The organism is Methanoregula sp., from assembly GCA_041645435.1.
Lineage (GTDB): Archaea > Halobacteriota > Methanomicrobia > Methanomicrobiales > Methanospirillaceae > Methanoregula.
The window spans coordinates 410938-428497 of sequence record JBAZQB010000001.1; the positions used below are offsets into that span (position 1 = coordinate 410938).

Sequence of the window (17560 nt, forward strand, 5' to 3'; positions counted from 1 at the left end):
ATCTTGGGCCCCCTCATCGCGAACACGATACAGTACTTCTAGCTTAGGCTCAAGCCACAGTCTGGATCCTGATTGATTTTCAGAGCACCAGGCCCTGCCCACACAGCCAGGGGCGGAGACTTACCGATGAGTTTGGAAGAGGTTTTTCTTCAACGAATCTGAAGAACTTTCGTAAGTTCTTTTTAGCATTTCCTGATGGTTGTCAGGAGGGCGATATTCCGATTGCCCGAAAAGGGTACACAGTGTGTGCCGAATTGAGCTGGTCGCATTACCGTCTCCTGATGCGGGTGGAGAACCCCGCCGCCCGGGGATATTATATCAGCGAAGCAATAAGCCAGAACTGGAGCGTCCGGGCCCTTGAGCGGCAGATCGATTCCCTCTATTTTGAACGATTACTCACAAGCCGCGACCGGGATGCGGTTATGACTGAAGCAAAGGAATTGACACAGCCGCTTGCCAAACGCCCGGAAGAATTTATCAGGGACCCGTATGTGCTGGAGTTTCTGCAAATTCCAACTTCCGCTTCATACCTGGAGCGGGATCTTGAGCAGGCACTTATCGACAAGCTGCAGCAGTTCCTCCTGGAGCTGGGTAAAGGATTCTCATTTGTATCCCGCCAGTACAGGATCAGCACTGAAACATCGGAATTTTATATCGACCTTGTCTTCTACCACTTCATCCTCAAGTGTTTTGTTCTCATCGATCTCAAAACGGGAAAGCTGACACATCAGGATATCGGGCAGATGGATATGTATGTACGGTTGTTTGAAGACCGGGTAAAAACAGATGGAGACAACCCGACAATCGGCATTATTCTTTGCACGGAGAAAGATGAAACAGTGGTCCGGTATTCAGCGCTGAATGATAACAGCCAGCTCTTTGCATCGCGGTATAAACTCTACCTCCCCAGTGAACAGGAACTGATCGAAGAGATTGAACGTGAGAAGGAAATAATGCGGAGACAGCAGACGAATCGCTCCCAAAGATCCGTAACCTCGCGATCAAAATCGAAGTGATTCGGGGTTACTCTGTCTGTTTCCCCGGCACAACCCCCCTCACTCCCCCTCTCGCATCCGGCACATCCCCGACATATCGCGGAATCACAGGACAATTGCAATCCCACAACATCCTACCCGGCCGGAAATTCCCTTAGCTCACTCCCCCACCGCATCAATCTCCAGCACCTTCACCATCACCGAACCCCCCGGCCCGGCTCTCAGCCACAAGGGAAACAACCCCCGGATCAATCGCATAAAACTATACACGACAATCACTCCGAACGCGAGGAAGAACACCCACACTTCGAGCGAAATGACCTGCACGTTCCATGCCGAAAGCCAGAGCAGGAGCCAGCCGATCATCGCAAGGGAAAGGAGGATGCAGGAGAGGCAGGAGAGCACCTCTAAGAATGGCGGGCAACCGGTATCACGCATACCCGTATTGTATCGCTGGTGGATGATAGATGCTTTGGAGAATTTTTTGTTTTAAAAAAATGAGAATTTCTCCGGCTCCATGCACCAGTTCCCCCGGACCTCAATGAGATAATCGCATTTCTCCCAGAGCCGTTCCAGTGCTGCATCCTGCCAGCCGGGCATCTTTTCCGTGAACCTGTCAGGGTGAGATTATCTCCCGGGAAAAGCGGCGGGGATAGACCTCGTACATGTGGTCCAAATAATTGACAATCGCATCAGATCTCTTGTCGATTAACGCCGGAGAGGGAATCTTGTCCCGTTTCTTGGCATTCACGTTTCTCCAGTGCCGGCAGCAGGTTCCGGAGATTGGTCGCCCGAAAAGATTCTATGCATCAAAAACAATAAAATCCTGAATCATCATGTCCTCCTCAACAGGCTCAGTCGATGAAAAAATCCGTCTGCTCCCTCCTGATTTACGTGAAGAAGCGATTCACTATATCGATGAACTGGTGAAGCGCTCAAAGAGATCATCTCCCACCTCATTCCGTTGTGCGGCCGAAGGTACGCTTGCTGAACTCGGCAAACGCTATTCCTCCGTTGAGATCCAGCACAAGGCACTGGAATGGCGGGAAGCCTGATGTACCTTCTCGACACCAATATTTTCCTCGAGTACATTCTCCGTCGCTCGCGGGTTGAGGAAGTAAAGGATTTTTTTCACCGGGCCGATCTTACGACTCTGAATATCAGTGATTTCTCCCTGCACACGATTGGCGTAATTTACCTGCGGGAACATAAATCCCGGGAATTCCTTACGTTTGTCGATGAAGATATCATCGCCAGCGGGATTCGTATCCTCCGTGTGACAACCGATAATTTCTCAAAGATCACCAGGGCCGCAGACCGGTTTCACCTGGATTTTGATGATGCGTACCAGTATGCTGCTGCGGAGCAATACAGGTTCTCGATTGTCAGCTTCGACAAGGATTTCGACCGGACAGAAAAAGGAAGAGTGGAGCCAAAGGATCTCTTCCTCTGATTCCCACAAAATCTCGCTCCGAAGCCCCTTTTGAGCGTAAAATCCTAAACAATAGTGTTCAATTGCCGTTGATCGCCACCAGCACCACGACCATCTAACGTCGTTCAACTCCCAAAACCCCCTCTTCCAATAACCTCCGTCGTGAAAAAAAGATCCTCGCATTCGCATTCCGGCAGCCTTTCCAAGCAGAGGATGGGCTAAACCAGGTGGCGAAAAAAGCCCCGATTCCCGGGCCTTTGGCAGCCGTTGGGCGAGGGCGTTTCCGCCCGTATTTTGGCAAACAGAGAGGAATTTAAACAGATTTTCCACGTGAACTGAAACCGGCCGTTTTACGGGGTTTCCCGGGAGGGGATTTTGTAAACGGGGCTCAAAACGGGCATATTTACCCTCAGGGTCCAAACCCTGGAATGTTAAGTACCAGCGGTAAGGGATCCCTAAGGAGGGAGATCAATTCTTCACTTACATGATTTTTTAAAAACCTCCGTCGTAAAAAAGTTCCCCACATTCGCATCCCGGCAGCCTTTCCGGGCCTGGAATGGGCTAAACTACATGGCGAAAAAAGCCCCGATTCCCGGGTCTTTGGCAGCCGTTGGGCGAGGGCGTTTCCGCCCGTATTTTGGCAAACAGAGAGGAATTTAAACAGATTTTCCACGCGAACCGAAACGGGCCGTTTTACGGGGTTTTCCGGGCAGGAATCTGGTAAAAGGAGCCCGCTACGGGCGTATTTACCCTCAGGGTCCATACCCCCTCTTCCCCGGCACAACCCCCCACACACCCCCGCGTGCATCCGGCACATCCCCGACATACCGCGGAATCACATGACAATGACAGTGCATCACCGTCTGCCCGGCCGCCTCCCCGACATTGAACCCGATGTTGTATCCCGCAGGAGAGAGCTCCGCCTCAATCACATCCTTACAAGCATCAATCAAAGAGATCAAAGCCACCCTCTCCTCCGGAGTCATCGAGAAAAAATCCAGCGTATGCCGGAACGGAAGCACGAGCAGGTGCCCCCTGCTGACCGGGTAACGATCCCAGCGGCCAAAAGCACAGTTCATTACGGGCGACGATCTCATCCGCGACGGGACTCGCAGAACGGGCATTCCTGTAAGCCCCGGTAATAGAATCATTTATTGATTCCGGAAGTGAATGGTGAATCTGGAAGTTTTAAGTGAAAGTCTATCTCGATGTGTGCTGCCTGTGCCGACCGTTTGACGACCAGCTCATTCCAAGAATCCGGTATGAAAGTGAAGCCGTCATTGCAATTCTCAACCGGTGTTCACGGGACTGGGAACTTATCTGGAGTTCCGTTAGTCACGTATGAAGTTGCCAAAATTGTTGATCACGATAGAAAACGGTACGTCAGCACCTTCGCCACAAAGACAACCACAAACATTCTCGTAGACATGGCAATAAAGGAACGTGCAACCGTGCTCATGAACCTGGGAGTAAAAGCCCTTGACGCGTTGCATATTGCCAGTGCGGAACGGGCGGGTGCAACGGTTCTGGTCACGACTGATGACGCATTGAAAAACATTATGAGTCACCACAGCGATATAATTTCCATACGAATCGTAAATCCTGCTGAATGGTATGAGGAGGTGACCGGGAATGAAAGTGAAGACACTGCATGAAATTCATGATGAAGGGATTGATGCCCTGCGTAAGACACTTGGTCCCGTTGACATGGTCCGCTTCATTCAGATGTTTGATCATGGAAAGGGGGATTATACCAAGGAGCGCAAGCAGTGGCTAAGTAACGATCTTGATGAAATCTACAACGAGATCCTTGAGATGCAGAAACAGGCCAAAACGGTCTCTGGTTCAGAATAAACATCCTTTTTTTGTGACCGGAAAAGCGGCATGCTCATCAGATAACTATTGAAGTTAAAAATCCCGTTGAATGGCTTATGGAGGTGAACGAACATGGAAGCAAAGACACTCAATGAAATTCACAAACAGGGTATTGATGCACTCGTGAAAGTACTTGGACCCCTCGATGCGGTCCGGTTCCTCCAGATATATGACCCGGGAAGCGGTGATTACACCAAAGAACGAAAACAGTGGCTTGAACAGGATCCTGACAAATATCTTGCGGCTGTTATCGCTCACGGGAAGAAAAAGACCAAGGCTTAACTCTTTTTTAATTTATTCCGGGGATACCCGGGCTCATCCCCCCGCACCCCCTATATGCATCCGGCACATCCCCGACATCTCGCGGAATCACATTATCCCTTCACAAAAAAGTCAACCCGGCCGCCACACCGGCATTGAACCCGTGGTCATACCCCGGGTGCTGGATACAACAAGGGAAACCGGAAAAATTCCCCTAACAAAGAATTATCGCCCCTTGTGTTACACTGTACAATAAAATATCACGGATGTGCTTTCATGCTCGTCAAATTTGAAATTTATTCTGATAACAAATACTGGTGCGGCCGGGGCATCGGTGTCGATATTTTCACGCAAGGGAAAACTCTCGATGAACTGATGGTAAACATCCGTGAAGCAGTCGAGCTTCACTTTGAAGAAGAACTGGCTAAAGGGGAGAGTATCCGTATCCTCTCGATATCTGAAACCGAGGTAGGTACTGTTGCCCGGGCTTCCGGTTGTTAGTGGAAAAGATCTCATCAGGGTCTTTTCAAGACTGGGGTACCATTTTGTCCGTCAGCGGGGCAGCCATGCCAACTAAAATGTATGACACCTGCCTGTGAACATACAATAACAATTCCCCTGCATAATGAAATTGCACCAGGAACATTGAACGATATACTTTCAAAAGTTGCGATATGGAAAGGAATATCAAAAGATGAATTGATTCGGATGCTTAAGTAGCAGATGAATCGATCAAAGTGAGCAAAGCCCCGATGAGCATTAACTCCTAATCAATAGTGTTCAATTGCTGTTGATCGCCACCAGCACCACGACCATCTAACGTCGTTTAACTCCCAAAACCCCCTCTTCCAAAAACCTCCGTCGTGAAAAAAAGATCCTCGCATTCGCATTCCGGCAGCCTTTCCAAGCAGAGGATGGGCTAAACCAGGTGGCGAAAAAAGCCCCGATTCCCGGGCCTTTGGCAGCCATTGTGCGAGGGAGTTTCCGCCCGTATTTTGCCAAACAGAGAGGAATTTAAACAGATTTTCCACGCGAACCGAAACGGGCCGTTTTACGGGGTTTTCCGGGCAGGGATCTGGTAAAAGGAGCCCGCTACGGGCGTATTTACCCTCATGGTCCATACCCCCTCTTCCCCGGCACATCCCCCTATTCCCGGCTCAAATGTTATATATAGTTATATAACAAAAATTATCCTATGACATCAGAGGCCAAAGCGGTTCACTCGCCCCAGCTCGATACCGTACTGATGGTCGAGTCCTTTATCCGGGAGCACAGCGGGGAATATAAAAAAAGGGCATTGTGGGAGAACCTGCCCAAGAAGATGATGTACCAGACATTCTCTACGGTCGTCAGCTACCTCCAGGATTCCGGAAAGATTGCAACGGACGCTGACAAAAAAATCTGCTGGATCTATAACCCGGAACTGATAAATCGATACCTTAGTAACAATAACCTGAAGATCCGATGAAATCCGCCCTCTACTTCGCTGACGATCAGGTCAGTGACGCTTTTTTTAAGCTCCAGTCCGGGAGGGTGGAAGAAAAAGAGATTTTTAATCAATTGAATACAGCGTTCGATATGATTGCCGAAGATCCCTTTTGCGGGATCCAGGTACCTAAACGATTAATCCCAAAAATATACATCACAAAATACGGAATAGACAACCTGTGGAAATGTAATTTTCATAAAAACTGGCGGCTGATGTATGCGGTTGCCGGTGACGGGACGCAGGTTGTTGCCCTGGTACTGGAATGGCTGCCCCATAAGGAATACGAGCGAAGATTCGGGTACTGATCAGCGGTACCGGAATTATCCGCACAAAACTCGTTCAACTCCAAACCCCCCCTCTTCCAAAAATCACCGTCGTGAAAAAAGATCCCCCTATTCGCATTCCGGCAGCCTTTACGGGGCCCGGATGGGTTAACGTGGCGAAAAATGCCTCGATTAAAAGGCCTTTGGCGGGCGTTATACGAGGGCGTTTCCGCCCGCAGTTTGGTAATCGGAGCGAAAATCCAGGGGATTTTCCACAGGAACCGAAAATAGGGAATTTACGTAGTTTCCCAATAGAGATTGAAATGCGAAAAAGGGAAATGGAGCGCGTATTGGGCTTATTTACCCTCAGGGAATGGACCCCCCCCTTACTACAAGGGTCTCCGACGCAGGTCGAATGAAGACGGAAGATGATCTCATACACAGATACGATAATTATGACGGACCTGCACCACCCGGGCCAGCCAGAGCATTATGATTACAAGCTTCAGAAAAAATTGTGCGATTTCTCAAAATCGCTTTACAATGCGAGGGATGGGATTCGAACCCAAGAACTCCTGCGAGACCAGGCCCTGAACCTGGCGCCGTTGACCTGGCTTGGCTACCCTCGCGCCTGTATAGATTACGATTGAAATTAAATAAAGATAGGGGGTCGTTATGCCTTTTTAGGGGCACCATTATCATTGGAAGATTTTTTCAGTTCCTGCTCACGGAGCTCTTTGCGCCGGATCTTTCCGGATATCGTCTTTGGCAGGGAATCCACAAACTCAATTATCCGGGGATATTTGTACGGGGCGGTGACCTTCTTCACATGATTCTGGATCTCCCTGACCAGGGTTTCGGAAGGCTGGAACCCGGGTTTGAGGATGACAAAAGCCTTGACAACAAGACCCCGGACATCATCCGGAGACCCGACAACCGCTGCTTCCTGAACTGAAGGGTGCTCAATCAGTGCGCTCTCCACTTCAAAGGGACCGATACGGTAACCGGATGATTTTATGACGTCATCATCCCTGCCGATAAACCAGAGATATCCGTCTTCATCCTTGTAGGCCTTATCTCCGGTGTAGTAATACCCGTTGACAAAGGATTTTTTGTTCTCTTCAGGATTGTTGAGATATTCCCGGAACAATCCGACCGGGTGAGGATCTGTTTTTATCGCGATCCTGCCCTCTTCATGGAGGGGGACAGGTTTGCCGTTGTCATCATGGAGTTCAACGTGCCAGCCGGGCGAGGGTTTCCCCATGGAACCGAATTTGGGGGTCATGCCCGGGAACGTCCCGATGCAGAGCACCGTCTCGGTCTGCCCGTATCCTTCGAGAATAGTCATACCGGTTGCATCCTTCCAGGCCTTGATCACTTCCGGGTTGAGAGGTTCGCCTGCGCTGGTGCAGTGACGGAGTTCTGAGAAATCGAATTTGTCGAGATCGGCCAAGATCAGCATCCGGTAAATGGTGGGCGGGCAGCAGAACGTGGTGATGCCATATTTTTCTATGAGCGGGAGTATCTCGGTGGCATTGAAACGGCTTCGTATATCATAGACAAAAATTGCCGACCCTTCGATCCACTGCCCGTAGAACTTTCCCCATGCGCTCTTTGCCCATCCCGTGTCCGAGAGGGTGAAGTGGAGATCGTTGATGCGCAGGTCATGCCAGAAACGTGCAGTAACGATATGTCCCAGCGGGTAACTCTGCTCATGTACCACCATTTTGGGTTCGCCCGTTGTACCGGAGGTAAAGAAAATAACGAGCGGGTCGGTGCTCTTTGTCTTTTTCATACTGGGGAGATTGACGATTTTTGCCGATACGGGTGCCGGGTAGTCAAGTTCGGTGGGGTAACTGATCCAGCCCGGGCGTTTGCCATCGATCAGTACTTTACACGAAAGGGAAGGGCAGTCCTTTGCGATCTCTTCGATCTTATCCGCCTGTTCTTCCATCGTAATGACCATCTTGATATCAGCAATATTGATCCGGTATTTCAGGTCCTTGGGGGTGAGCATCGTGGGGGCGGGAACATATACTGCACCACGCTTGATCAGGCCAAGGGTAAACGTCCACCACTCAGGAACCCGGGGCAGCATGATCAGTACACGGTCGCCCTTACTGATGCCATACTTGATAAGGATGTTTACAATCTGGTTCGAGAGCCGCATAAGGTCCCAGAACGTAAACGTCTTCTCTTTGCCTTCCTGGTTCACCCAGAGCATGGCAAGTTTGTTCCGGTCTTTGTTTGCCCATGCATCGATGACATCAAAACCGAAGTTAAAGTATTCAGGGACTTCGATGGAAAATTTCCGGAACATTTCATCATAATCTGGCATGTTATGATCTTCAGGTCCAAAAACCGGACCGGCAGAAGGGAGTGTTGTTGCACCAATCCTGCTAACACCTGTACTTTTGGTAAGTTGTGTGGTGCATGCCTCGTTTATCCAGTCAGACCGGGAAATATCACGCTTCTCACACGATTTATCAATACGTTCTGCAAGTGAATCGTCCATAGTGACAGAATACCGCACCATACATGATCGTTTAGTGGTGCAGAAGAAGAGGATTTCGATTAAATTATGCACCACGATTCAATGATTTTTTTGTTTCAACAAACATTGATCTTCCGGATGAGAACGAAAACAAAAAGTGGCTTAAAAAATATAATGATTTACGTGATGCAGTCACGTTCGGTTCTGGTTTTTTCAGCTCTGCTACCTGCAGTTCCCTGCGTTTGATCTTACCGGACAGGGTTTTTTAGAAGGTCAGGCACAATTTCAATGTCGCGTAGATATTTGTACGGTGCGGGGGTCCGTTTCACCGGGTTTTTTGTATCTTTGATCGGTGATTCGGTGGGACCAGAGCCAGTACCGGGAACAAAAAATGCTATGCAGTCATATCCCGGATAACAGATCCGGATACAAAAAGCACACGATTTGAGATGATTATCTTTATGCAATCCGGTTTTACCGGCATACCCGTAAACGTCAGCAGAAGACAGAAAATAAGGGACATAAAGGTTGTCCATTAGTATTATCGTTCACAAAAAAAAAATAGTACAAAGGATGGCTGATAAAAAGTACGAATCATTGAAGATTGAGAACATCGTAGCTTCGGGTGTAATTGCCGATTCTATTGATCTTATTGAGGTGTCAAAAAAGGTCAGGAACTGCGAACTCAATACCAAACGGTTCCCCGGGGCAGTATACAGGCTGGAGAATCCAAAAATTGCCTCCCTGATCTTTTCTTCAGGAAAGGTTGTCCTCACCGGTATCCGTGATAAAAAGGCACTTACCCAGGGTCTCAGTCTGATCATCAAGTCATTAAAAGAAGCAGGTGTTGATACTCACGAGAAACCCAGCGTTGCAATCACCAACATTGTCTGTTCGTATGATATCGGCAAGTACATCAATCTCAACAAGGTAGTCATCACACTCAATCTCGAAAATATCGAATACGAACCCGAGCAGTTCCCCGGACTCGTCTACCGGATCAAGGACCCCAAGATTGTTGCCCTGCTCTTCTCTTCAGGAAAGATCATCCTCACCGGGGGAAAGAATCTTGAAGATATCAAGAAAGGTCTTGACTTCCTCGAGCAGAAACTCGAAAGTATCATGTAATACACAAAAACGGTTTTTTCTTTTTTTCTTTTTCCTTACTCCACCGGGTTCATGACCAGTACCGGTGTGTCTGGATAAATGTACGCTCTGCTTTGAGAATCTCACGGTAGAACGCATCGCCATCCGTCTGGGTTGCAAGAATACGTGACGCATTTTCCGGACCTACTCCCCGTGCTGCAAGTGCAATAACCGCTTTCTTCCCGCTGGAAAGCACGATATTGGCATTCTTTTTCAACCGCTGTTCGATCGCCCGCTCATCAGCGTTCTTCTTTAACTTCCGGATCATGACATACTGCTCCTCATCAAAGGGCTTGAGCGCAGCAATCAGGCGTGCTCCGCATTTCGGGCACTGGGGCGGATCCTGTACCCGGGATACAATGGTCCGGCTCTTCCAGTCCCGGCAGTTCATACAGGCAAGGATGACATCATCCTGCTCAAGCCTGCGCTTTAACGTGGCAATTACCGCGTGATCCGCAGTCGGCGGGGGAATCTGATCCCGGGAGGAAAGCAGTCCCCCGGCACCAATGAGTGAATGGGGGCCTAACGCAACCTGGATCTTTTCCTGCTTAACAAGAGAGACGAGGGCAGATGCCGTATCAATATCCATGTATTCCGTCAGCAGCTCGCGGTACGCTTCCTGCTGGACAACGGTATTATCAAAAAAATCGAGCAGGCGGTGAATGCTGATCTTCTCGTAATCCGCATCCGAATCGATTGCCCCGAACTTCTTTGCGATCTGCACCAGTTTCCATTTGAACAGCGCAGTGCGTTTCAGGGCGAGCCGGAGAATGCCGGACATATGTGCCGGGTCGAGCGCGAGAAGCAGATCCCGCACATCGGCAGCCCGGATGGACGAGGGAAGGCGCAGGAGCATCCGGTAGGCATCGAGTTCGAGCCCGACAGTGGTCCCGTAGCGGGCGGAGATCAGGATAGAGAGTACACGCCCGAGCACTTCGTTTGCCTTATGCCCGGCACAGACATTGCAGACCACCCCGTCATCAGTATTCTCAAGCGTGATGAGGTGATCCGTGGGAACCAGCGACCGGTTCTTATCCATCTCGGAAAGGAACGCTTCGGCAAAGGCAATCCCCTCATCACCGGCAGAATAATCGGAAATCTTCCGGGTTCTGCGCATCTCGCCGACTTCACGGGCAACATTGAACGGCACCGGGATCTGCTCTCCTTCCCAGGAGGGCAGTTCCCCGAGCGCCTTCTTTGCCGGTTCAACGGTCAGTTTCCCGTCAGCAATCTCCAGCACGCGCCAGAGCTGTCCCTTGGTGATAAAGACTGCCCCGGTATGCACCCAGCCAACCACGAATGACTCATCGAGTGTGCCCACGGTCCTCCGCGATACCATATCAAAGACCGGCACTTTCCGTTCATCGTGTATCATCGAGAGGTTGTTGGAAAGGTACCGTCGCGCCCGTCCGGTTGTGATGATACGCCCCCCGTCATTGCGGATAAGGCGGTGTTCTTCCATCTGCCTGCATACATCCTCCAATAGCGCCTCGCACCGGGGATAGAGCGCGGTACGCTCAAGAATCTCCAGAATCGCTGAACGCTCGATCTCACCGTACTCAACTGCAATTGCTGCAATCTGGTTGGCGAGCACGTCTGCGGCATTCCGGGGGAGTACAACCGGCTCGATCTCGTTTCCTTTGGCCTTTTTTGCAATGACAAGGGATTCGAGCAGGTCGTCAAAGCCGGTTGCAAAAATGGTTCCCCGCGAAATGGTATTCAGCTGGTGCCCGGCACGCCCCACCCGCTGTACCAGCCGGGCCACTTCGCGGGGGGAACCGAACTGGATCACGTGATCGACACGGCCGATATCAATCCCCAGTTCCATGGAAGAAGTACAGATAAGGGTCCGGATCTCACCTTTTTTGAACCGTTCTTCGGCATCGATCCTCACCTCTTTTGAGAGCGAACCGTGATGAACCTCAACATCCCCGTGCTCAAAGAGCGCGTGCCCCAGCGCTTCAGCAGTCACCCGGGTATTGACAAAGACCAGCGTGGAACCTTCGCGTTTCAGTGCTTTTGAGAGCACGTTTGTCTGGTGTTTGAAATCGTCTCCAACGTACTTAACCGAGATCTCAAGGTGTTTTGCCACCGGTACCTGCACCACAGAACACGGGCGGGCCCCGCAGAGGAACCGGGCGATCTCTTCGGGATTACCCACGGTTGCTGACAGGCCGATGCGCTGGAATTCCCCGGCATACACATGCAGCCGTTCCAGCGCAACAGCAAGCTGTGCGCCCCGTTTGCTCCCTGCCAGCTCATGGACTTCGTCGACGATCACGTACCGTATCTGCTTAAGATGCTGACGGAGGCGCTTTCCCATGAAGAGCGCCTGCACGGTTTCCGGGGTGGTAATCAGGAGATCTGGCGGGTTGAGCGCCTGTTTGCGGCGTTCTGCCATCGGGGTATCGCCATGCCGCACGCCCACCGTCAGGCCAAGTTCCCCGCACCACCATTGCATCCGGGAGAGGATATCGCGGTTGAGTGCACGGAGAGGGGTGATATAGAGCGCCTTGAACCCCCCGCCGGCAGGGAGCGAGAGCAGGCCGTTGAAGACCGGAAACATTGCGCTCTCGGTCTTTCCGGTTCCGGTCGGAGCGATCAGGACCAGATGGTTCCCATGAAGGATCAGGGGGATTGCCTGGTTCTGTGCATCGGAGAGGCGGGCAAATCCGCGTTTCCGGATGCATTCCTGCACTTTTGGATGCAGCGACTCAATCTGCTTCATCGGGAATCAATGCACGCAGCGGGCCGATGTATGTCCCATCGGCAAGGATGATCTCGGTATTCTCTTTTTGCATCATTCGCGAAAGGGGTGAAAAGGGTTTTTTTATGATCTGGAGGATGTCGTACCCGGCAATCTCATTGAACGAGGGCACAAACAATACACGGGAAGGAGTACTATTATCGGACGGGGTTCTGCCACCAGGATCTTTTTTTGCATCAATTCCTGCCCGCAGGTATGCAGGGGTCTGCAATGCACAGCCAACCTCGTCCCTGAGTGAGAGCAGGGGGTGGTGATGACCGATGACGATAAGGTGACCGTCCAGTACAGGCGAAGGAATCATGTGCCCGTGAAGGTACCCGACACCATCCAGGATCGCCCCGTCTTTTGGCTGGATCTCCCCTTTGTGCAGGAACCGTTCGATGCCGATATCATGATTACCCGGAAACACATGGAGCGGTATCCTGGCCCGTAAGGAATCGAGGATTTTTGGCAGCTCGTAATGCTCCTGCCACGTGGGGGTGGGGATACTGTGCTTCACATCGCCCAGCAGCACCAGAGCATCCGGTTTTGTCGAATCGATAACCGAGTGAAGGCGTTCAAGCCTGCGTTCACTCCGGCTCTTAAAATGCAGGCCGTGTGCAGCCAGATCCGCCTCTATGCCGAAATGCAGGTCGGCAACAACCAGCATGCGCTGTTCACCTTCGATGACAAGTGCCGGCCCCTCACCGATAAATTCCATCTTCATAATAGTTTGACAAATCCCTTCTGGGGCTGGTAGCATTCATCTTCAACGATAAGTGATTCTATAGCCAGAAGCACTTCCGTCTGGGCGATCCCGCGATCCCCAGCCTGACTGATGACAACATCGACTGCAATGCCACGGGGACTGCTGGTGTTTTTCAGGATCTCCATCACCAGTTCCCGGACATCCGACCGGATGACTGCAATGAGTTCTGGGGGTTTGATACTCTGCACAGCACAACCCACCATGTCAGCGAGTGCCCGGATGCTTTCAGGTGAATGGCTATAGTGGCGGTGCGCCTTGAGAATATGATCATCTGTACTCCGGCCCAGGAAGGCTAGATGTACCTGTTCAAGTCGTCCAAGGGTCGCTTCAGCGGTTTTCAGGATCCATTGATCCCGGATCGCACGATCAACTACCATCACATTATCGGGACGAATCGAAAGATCCACCAAATCGTTCCTGCGGTACAACTGGGCACGACCGGTTACCGTTACAAAGGAAGGCACGGGAATTTTTCTGAACTGCCCGGCAAGCGGTGAATTCCTCCCCCCGATAATCAGGTTGAACGCTCCCGTGGGATCGGCAAGCCGGCATCGCAGCATATCGCCGTTCTCTGTCACTTCTGTAACAGCCCCCGCAAGGTACACCAGCCGGCACCAGGCAGCACCCGGTGTCACTACCCATGCGGGACTCTGCCCGTCTGCATCCTGAACCGAGAGGGTTGATCCGGAAAAATCTCCGGCAAATACCCGTGCTGCACCTTCCATAGATCCTAGTAAAATGGTTGGCGGAAGGTATTCAAGATATAGTCATTACCATGCATACTCTTAACCTAATGACACAGACACGACGTATGTTAATGTGCTGCATGTTCACCTCATCGAACAGTTTTTTAGTTCAATAGTGAGTAATGGGGAATTACCAAAAGGGATAATTTTGCTCTGTAGAATTCATTTAGAAAATTCTGACCGCTCTCGGGGGCTTTTTCCCCCGCCACTGGGGCATCCCCCCATTGCGATGACGATGAATTAACAGTAATCTTACTCGGGCTATCGCGTTGCGCCCGTCCCCCAACGGGGGACTGGTGGCGCAAGAGGGGGGCAATATATTATTTAAAAAAAGGATTTCCCCTGAAAATCATATTATCCGGAAAAAATGGAGATGTATCCTTTCTACAACTGCGATGAACCCCGCCGCACCAAAAAGGGACGCCCCCGCGGCGGTTTTGATGAATAATCTGTTGAAATCACATTGCCCCGCCGTGCCTAAAGAGAGGCCATGAGGCGGGGGAGAATCATAAAAACGATTTTCATGATTTGGGAGTGAATTTAATGGTTCATGCCCGTTTCTACAGAGCAAATATTTTTGTTTTTTGTATTATTTGAGGCGGGAGAATAAGCCCCCTATAAGGAAAACCAATGCAAGTGCACCCGCTGCAAGAGATGGCGAAAGAGATGATTTTGCAGGTGTAGTAACCGGTGTGATAATCGTCATATCTGTGGGGGGGATGAGTGTGGGGTCTAAAGCCTGTGCCTGTGCAAATGCAGCCTTTGCCTCATTAATCCTGCCGAGATGCCGGAGTGCGTCACCCTTGTTGTACCAGGCAATGGAATGCGTGGTCGTCAGGTTGCCCTCAGATGCCAATGCGGCATCGGCAGCAATAATTGCATCATTGTACCGTCCAATAACGGTGAGTATTCCCGCACGGTTTGCCTGTATAACGGGCATTAAGGAACTTTCATTGAGTGCAAGCGCTTGATCTGCTGCTTGTAACGCTTCCATGTATTTTCCACCATTTGCAAGATCCACACTTTTTGAATAGAGTGCACCTGCGGATTGAAGCCCCGCGGGAGATTCTGCTGCAGTCACTATTCCCGCAACGGAAAGCAGGAGAAGGACACATACGGTAACCACACGAAAATTCATCTGAACCTACCTTCTTAATCCTTTTACTTAAGATATGATAAAAATGGAGGCAGGTCCGGTCAATTATTGCGACGGACTATTACAAGAAATCCTGCAATTCCCACGCCGAGCAGTGCGATCCATGAGGGCATGGGAGTGTAGGTAGTCTTTTTTGCAACAGGAATTGAAGTCGCTGTTGCGGGTGGAATCGTCGTAACGGGAGTTGCCGTTGCTGTAATCGTCACTTCCGGTAACGTGGAAACGGCAGTGACGGGAGAAGATGTTATTACCAATGGCTCAGGACTAAGGAAAGTAACCGTTGCCGTTGATACGGTCTTTCCTTCCCGACCGGCCCCATCACTTGATGCATAACTTTCCCGCATGTTGTTGAGATCCTGGGTTACATTGAAGGTATACGTGCCGGGAGGGTAGATCATGTCACCCTGAATATTGCGGGCGGTATGATCCCATGCATTTCCGTTTTTCCAGATATACGTTGAAGAAGTAATATAGGGATAATTATCAAAAAGCAGAATCTGGGTATTTGCTCTTCCATATGTTCCCGTATAAATATTGGGAATGTTCCGGCCCAGTGGATCGGTCAGTTTCACCGTAAAAAAACCATCGGATGGATTTGAGTTGGGGCGGTTGAGGTAGTTGAGTGCCGGGTAGAGATTCGTATCAATCCGGTAAGTGATATTTGTTGCGCGGGGTATCGTCTTTCCCGTTACATCCTGATTATTATCCAGATCCCAGACCATTATCGCAACCTGGGGATCACGGATTTCAAAGACCGGGAAATTGGGTTCCTTTTCCTCACAGTACCACGTGCCGGTATATCCCGCATATATTTCCGGGCTGACATTGTAGTGATAAATTTTTTCAGAAACGGAATTCATTTCATAGATGGTGATATTTTTTGCGGGGGGTCCACTCATTGAAGTGCCGTTTTTCCACCACGCGATTGTATGACAACCGTTCAGGGCAGATGAGATATCAACATCATTTTCGCCAAGGAATACCGGTGAACCTGCCGCTATCTTGTTTAAACTTGCTGTAGCGGGGGCTATGAGCAGAAAAATCAGGCAAAAAGTGAATAAAATATTTTTTCCTTGCATGAAAGTAATTTCAAAACCATTATGATAAACATTATGACATGCATAAAAGAATGCAACAGTTTCTTCATGCAGGAAAATGAGTTTAACAATCAGGCATAGCGTATAATATAGTAAAATTATCAGCACACAAGAGGACAGCTATGGAGGAGAGCCACACCATCTGGATAGAAAAATATCGCCCATCCCGGCTCGCTGATATTGTGGGTCAGGATGAGATCGTGGAGCGATTATCATCATATGTGAAGAATGGCAACCTCCCCCATCTCCTGTTCACGGGAAGTGCCGGTGTGGGTAAAACCACCGCGGCAGTTACCCTGGCCCGGGAATTTTTTAAGGATTCCTGGCAGATGAACTTCCGCGAGATGAATGCTTCCGATGAGCGTGGGATCGATGTAGTGCGCAACCAGATCAAGCAGTTTGCCCGCACGACCCCTCTCGGCGATGCCACATTCAAGATCCTCTTTCTGGATGAAGCTGATGCCCTCACAACTGATGCGCAGGCTGCATTAAGAAGGACGATGGAAAGCTATGCCCAGACCTGCCGGTTCATTCTTTCCTGCAATTACTCTTCAAAGATCATCGATCCAATCCAGAGCAGGTGCGCGATCTATCGCTTCAAACCCCTGGGCGCAGAAGCGGTAAAAGAAGAAGTCCGGAGGATTGCCGGAAAAGAAGGACTCAGTATCACCGCTGGAGCAATGGATGCTATCGTGTACATTGCTCAGGGTGATATGCGCAAGGCAATCAACGCGCTGCAGGGCGGGGCAATCATCAGCGCAACCATAGATGAGAAGATGGTCTATGCGATCACTTCGACTGCCCGTCCTGACGAGATCAATGAACTGCTGGCCCTTTCCCTTGCCGGCGATTTTGACGGGGCCGAATCGCTCCTCAACCAACTGCTGCATGAACGCGGGATTGCTCCCAACGAGCTGATCAACCAGTGTTACCGGGCACTGGTAAAACGGGATATGAACCGGAATTTAAAAGTGCAGTTGATAGACCATATCGGCGAGACAGATTTCCGTATTTCTGAAGGTGCGAACAGCGATATCCAGATGGAAGCTCTCATTGCCCGGTTTGTGCTGACCGCACAGAAGAACCAGTGA

At 50.3% G+C, this 17560-nt stretch carries 19 protein-coding genes and 1 tRNA gene; 11 read left to right on the plus strand and 9 right to left on the minus strand.

Annotated features, from left to right (window positions below; genetic code table 11):
- The first annotated feature begins 71 nt into the window (after positions 1–71).
- The gene (locus WC593_01950) at positions 72–1016 is read left to right on the plus strand and encodes a PDDEXK nuclease domain-containing protein (protein ID MFA4823901.1); all 945 of its coding nucleotides are present in this window, start codon (positions 72–74) and stop codon (positions 1014–1016) included.
- A gap of 138 nt (positions 1017–1154) precedes the next feature.
- Here WC593_01950 and WC593_01955 read toward each other — a convergent pair whose 3' ends face one another.
- Positions 1155–1433: a hypothetical protein gene (locus WC593_01955; protein ID MFA4823902.1), complete on the minus strand. Its 279-nt coding sequence runs from the start codon at positions 1431–1433 to the stop codon at positions 1155–1157.
- Positions 1434–1831: 398 nt separating this feature from the next.
- On the opposite strand from WC593_01955, the gene WC593_01960 reads away from it, so the two are divergent.
- Together WC593_01960 and WC593_01965 are read left to right on the plus strand one after the other, a co-directional pair.
- Complete coding sequence (locus WC593_01960) at positions 1832–2050, plus strand: DUF2281 domain-containing protein (GenBank protein ID MFA4823903.1); 219 nt, start codon at positions 1832–1834, stop codon at positions 2048–2050.
- Complete coding sequence (locus tag WC593_01965; GenBank protein ID MFA4823904.1) at positions 2035–2448, plus strand: PIN domain-containing protein; 414 nt, start codon at positions 2035–2037, stop codon at positions 2446–2448. Before WC593_01960 ends, WC593_01965 begins: the two co-directional genes overlap by 16 nt.
- A gap of 731 nt (positions 2449–3179) precedes the next feature.
- Here WC593_01965 and WC593_01970 read toward each other — a convergent pair.
- Positions 3180–3551 (minus strand): HIT family protein, encoded by a 372-nt coding sequence (locus tag WC593_01970; protein MFA4823905.1) that lies wholly within the window; start codon positions 3549–3551, stop codon positions 3180–3182.
- Between the two features lie 138 nt (positions 3552–3689).
- Here WC593_01970 and WC593_01975 point away from each other — a divergent pair, with 138 nt between their 5' ends.
- From WC593_01975 to WC593_02000, 6 genes are all read left to right on the plus strand, one after another.
- Positions 3690–4082, plus strand: coding sequence for a PIN domain-containing protein (locus tag WC593_01975; protein MFA4823906.1), 393 nt, complete (start codon positions 3690–3692; stop codon positions 4080–4082).
- Positions 4060–4281: a hypothetical protein gene (locus tag WC593_01980; protein ID MFA4823907.1), complete on the plus strand. Its 222-nt coding sequence runs from the start codon at positions 4060–4062 to the stop codon at positions 4279–4281. Before WC593_01975 ends, WC593_01980 begins: the two co-directional genes overlap by 23 nt.
- Before the next feature lie 93 nt (positions 4282–4374).
- Positions 4375–4584, plus strand: a complete 210-nt coding sequence (locus tag WC593_01985) for a hypothetical protein (protein MFA4823908.1) — start codon at positions 4375–4377, stop codon at positions 4582–4584.
- Positions 4585–4839: 255 nt separating this feature from the next.
- On the plus strand, positions 4840–5064 hold the full coding sequence (locus WC593_01990; GenBank protein ID MFA4823909.1) for a type II toxin-antitoxin system HicB family antitoxin: 225 nt from the start codon (positions 4840–4842) through the stop codon (positions 5062–5064).
- 694 nt (positions 5065–5758) lie between these two features.
- The gene (locus WC593_01995; GenBank protein ID MFA4823910.1) at positions 5759–6031 is read left to right on the plus strand and encodes a hypothetical protein; all 273 of its coding nucleotides are present in this window, start codon (positions 5759–5761) and stop codon (positions 6029–6031) included.
- Positions 6028–6357 carry a hypothetical protein gene (locus WC593_02000; GenBank protein MFA4823911.1) on the plus strand — a complete coding sequence of 110 codons (330 nt, stop codon included), beginning with the start codon at positions 6028–6030 and terminating at the stop codon, positions 6355–6357. The genes WC593_01995 and WC593_02000 overlap by 4 nt, the downstream gene beginning before the upstream one ends.
- Before the next feature lie 502 nt (positions 6358–6859).
- Here the strand turns inward: WC593_02000 and WC593_02005 are convergent.
- Together WC593_02005 and WC593_02010 are read right to left on the minus strand one after the other, a co-directional pair.
- Positions 6860–6944: transfer RNA gene (locus WC593_02005), tRNA-Leu, on the minus strand.
- A gap of 44 nt (positions 6945–6988) precedes the next feature.
- On the minus strand, positions 6989–8851 hold the full coding sequence (locus tag WC593_02010; GenBank protein ID MFA4823912.1) for an AMP-binding protein: 1863 nt from the start codon (positions 8849–8851) through the stop codon (positions 6989–6991).
- Positions 8852–9382: 531 nt separating this feature from the next.
- Between WC593_02010 and WC593_02015 the strand changes: the two genes are divergently transcribed.
- The gene (locus tag WC593_02015) at positions 9383–9937 is read left to right on the plus strand and encodes a TATA-box-binding protein (GenBank protein MFA4823913.1); all 555 of its coding nucleotides are present in this window, start codon (positions 9383–9385) and stop codon (positions 9935–9937) included.
- A 49-nt stretch (positions 9938–9986) separates the two neighbouring features.
- Here WC593_02015 and WC593_02020 read toward each other — a convergent pair whose 3' ends face one another.
- The 5 genes from WC593_02020 to WC593_02040 form a co-directional block, all read right to left on the minus strand.
- Positions 9987–12683, minus strand: coding sequence for a DEAD/DEAH box helicase (locus tag WC593_02020; GenBank protein MFA4823914.1), 2697 nt, complete (start codon positions 12681–12683; stop codon positions 9987–9989).
- On the minus strand, positions 12670–13428 hold the full coding sequence (locus WC593_02025; GenBank protein MFA4823915.1) for a metallophosphoesterase: 759 nt from the start codon (positions 13426–13428) through the stop codon (positions 12670–12672). Before WC593_02025 ends, WC593_02020 begins: the two co-directional genes overlap by 14 nt.
- A complete protein-coding gene (locus WC593_02030; protein ID MFA4823916.1) occupies positions 13425–14195 on the minus strand; it encodes a hypothetical protein in 771 nt (256 codons plus the stop codon). Before WC593_02030 ends, WC593_02025 begins: the two co-directional genes overlap by 4 nt.
- A 610-nt stretch (positions 14196–14805) precedes the next feature.
- Entirely contained in the window at positions 14806–15354 is a 549-nt protein-coding gene (locus WC593_02035) for a tetratricopeptide repeat protein (protein MFA4823917.1), read from the minus strand.
- Between the two features lie 59 nt (positions 15355–15413).
- Positions 15414–16451, minus strand: a complete 1038-nt coding sequence (locus WC593_02040; protein ID MFA4823918.1) for a DUF3821 domain-containing protein — start codon at positions 16449–16451, stop codon at positions 15414–15416.
- Positions 16452–16591: 140 nt separating this feature from the next.
- Here WC593_02040 and WC593_02045 point away from each other — a divergent pair, with 140 nt between their 5' ends.
- Entirely contained in the window at positions 16592–17560 is a 969-nt protein-coding gene (locus WC593_02045; GenBank protein MFA4823919.1) for a replication factor C small subunit, read from the plus strand.

What these genes read in the sequence shown, in the direction of transcription:
- WC593_01980 (MFA4823907.1), top strand. Translation starts at nt 4,060, where the DNA reads ATGAAAGTGAAGACACTGCATGAAATTCATGATGAAGGGATTGATGCC.
- WC593_02010 (MFA4823912.1), bottom strand. Translation starts at nt 8,851, where the DNA reads ATGGTGCGGTATTCTGTCACTATGGACGATTCACTTGCAGAACGTATT.
- WC593_01960 (MFA4823903.1), top strand. Translation starts at nt 1,832, where the DNA reads ATGTCCTCCTCAACAGGCTCAGTCGATGAAAAAATCCGTCTGCTCCCT.
- WC593_02040 (MFA4823918.1), bottom strand. Translation starts at nt 16,451, where the DNA reads ATGCAAGGAAAAAATATTTTATTCACTTTTTGCCTGATTTTTCTGCTC.
- WC593_02000 (MFA4823911.1), top strand. Translation starts at nt 6,028, where the DNA reads ATGAAATCCGCCCTCTACTTCGCTGACGATCAGGTCAGTGACGCTTTT.
- WC593_01955 (MFA4823902.1), bottom strand. Translation starts at nt 1,433, where the DNA reads ATGCGTGATACCGGTTGCCCGCCATTCTTAGAGGTGCTCTCCTGCCTC.
- WC593_01995 (MFA4823910.1), top strand. Translation starts at nt 5,759, where the DNA reads ATGACATCAGAGGCCAAAGCGGTTCACTCGCCCCAGCTCGATACCGTA.
- WC593_02035 (MFA4823917.1), bottom strand. Translation starts at nt 15,354, where the DNA reads ATGAATTTTCGTGTGGTTACCGTATGTGTCCTTCTCCTGCTTTCCGTT.
- WC593_01990 (MFA4823909.1), top strand. Translation starts at nt 4,840, where the DNA reads ATGCTCGTCAAATTTGAAATTTATTCTGATAACAAATACTGGTGCGGC.
- WC593_01970 (MFA4823905.1), bottom strand. Translation starts at nt 3,551, where the DNA reads ATGCCCGTTCTGCGAGTCCCGTCGCGGATGAGATCGTCGCCCGTAATG.
- WC593_02025 (MFA4823915.1), bottom strand. Translation starts at nt 13,428, where the DNA reads ATGAAGATGGAATTTATCGGTGAGGGGCCGGCACTTGTCATCGAAGGT.
- WC593_02020 (MFA4823914.1), bottom strand. Translation starts at nt 12,683, where the DNA reads ATGAAGCAGATTGAGTCGCTGCATCCAAAAGTGCAGGAATGCATCCGG.
- WC593_01985 (MFA4823908.1), top strand. Translation starts at nt 4,375, where the DNA reads ATGGAAGCAAAGACACTCAATGAAATTCACAAACAGGGTATTGATGCA.
- WC593_02015 (MFA4823913.1), top strand. Translation starts at nt 9,383, where the DNA reads ATGGCTGATAAAAAGTACGAATCATTGAAGATTGAGAACATCGTAGCT.
- WC593_01975 (MFA4823906.1), top strand. Translation starts at nt 3,690, where the DNA reads ATGAAAGTGAAGCCGTCATTGCAATTCTCAACCGGTGTTCACGGGACT.
- WC593_01965 (MFA4823904.1), top strand. Translation starts at nt 2,035, where the DNA reads ATGGCGGGAAGCCTGATGTACCTTCTCGACACCAATATTTTCCTCGAG.
- WC593_02045 (MFA4823919.1), top strand. Translation starts at nt 16,592, where the DNA reads ATGGAGGAGAGCCACACCATCTGGATAGAAAAATATCGCCCATCCCGG.
- WC593_02030 (MFA4823916.1), bottom strand. Translation starts at nt 14,195, where the DNA reads ATGGAAGGTGCAGCACGGGTATTTGCCGGAGATTTTTCCGGATCAACC.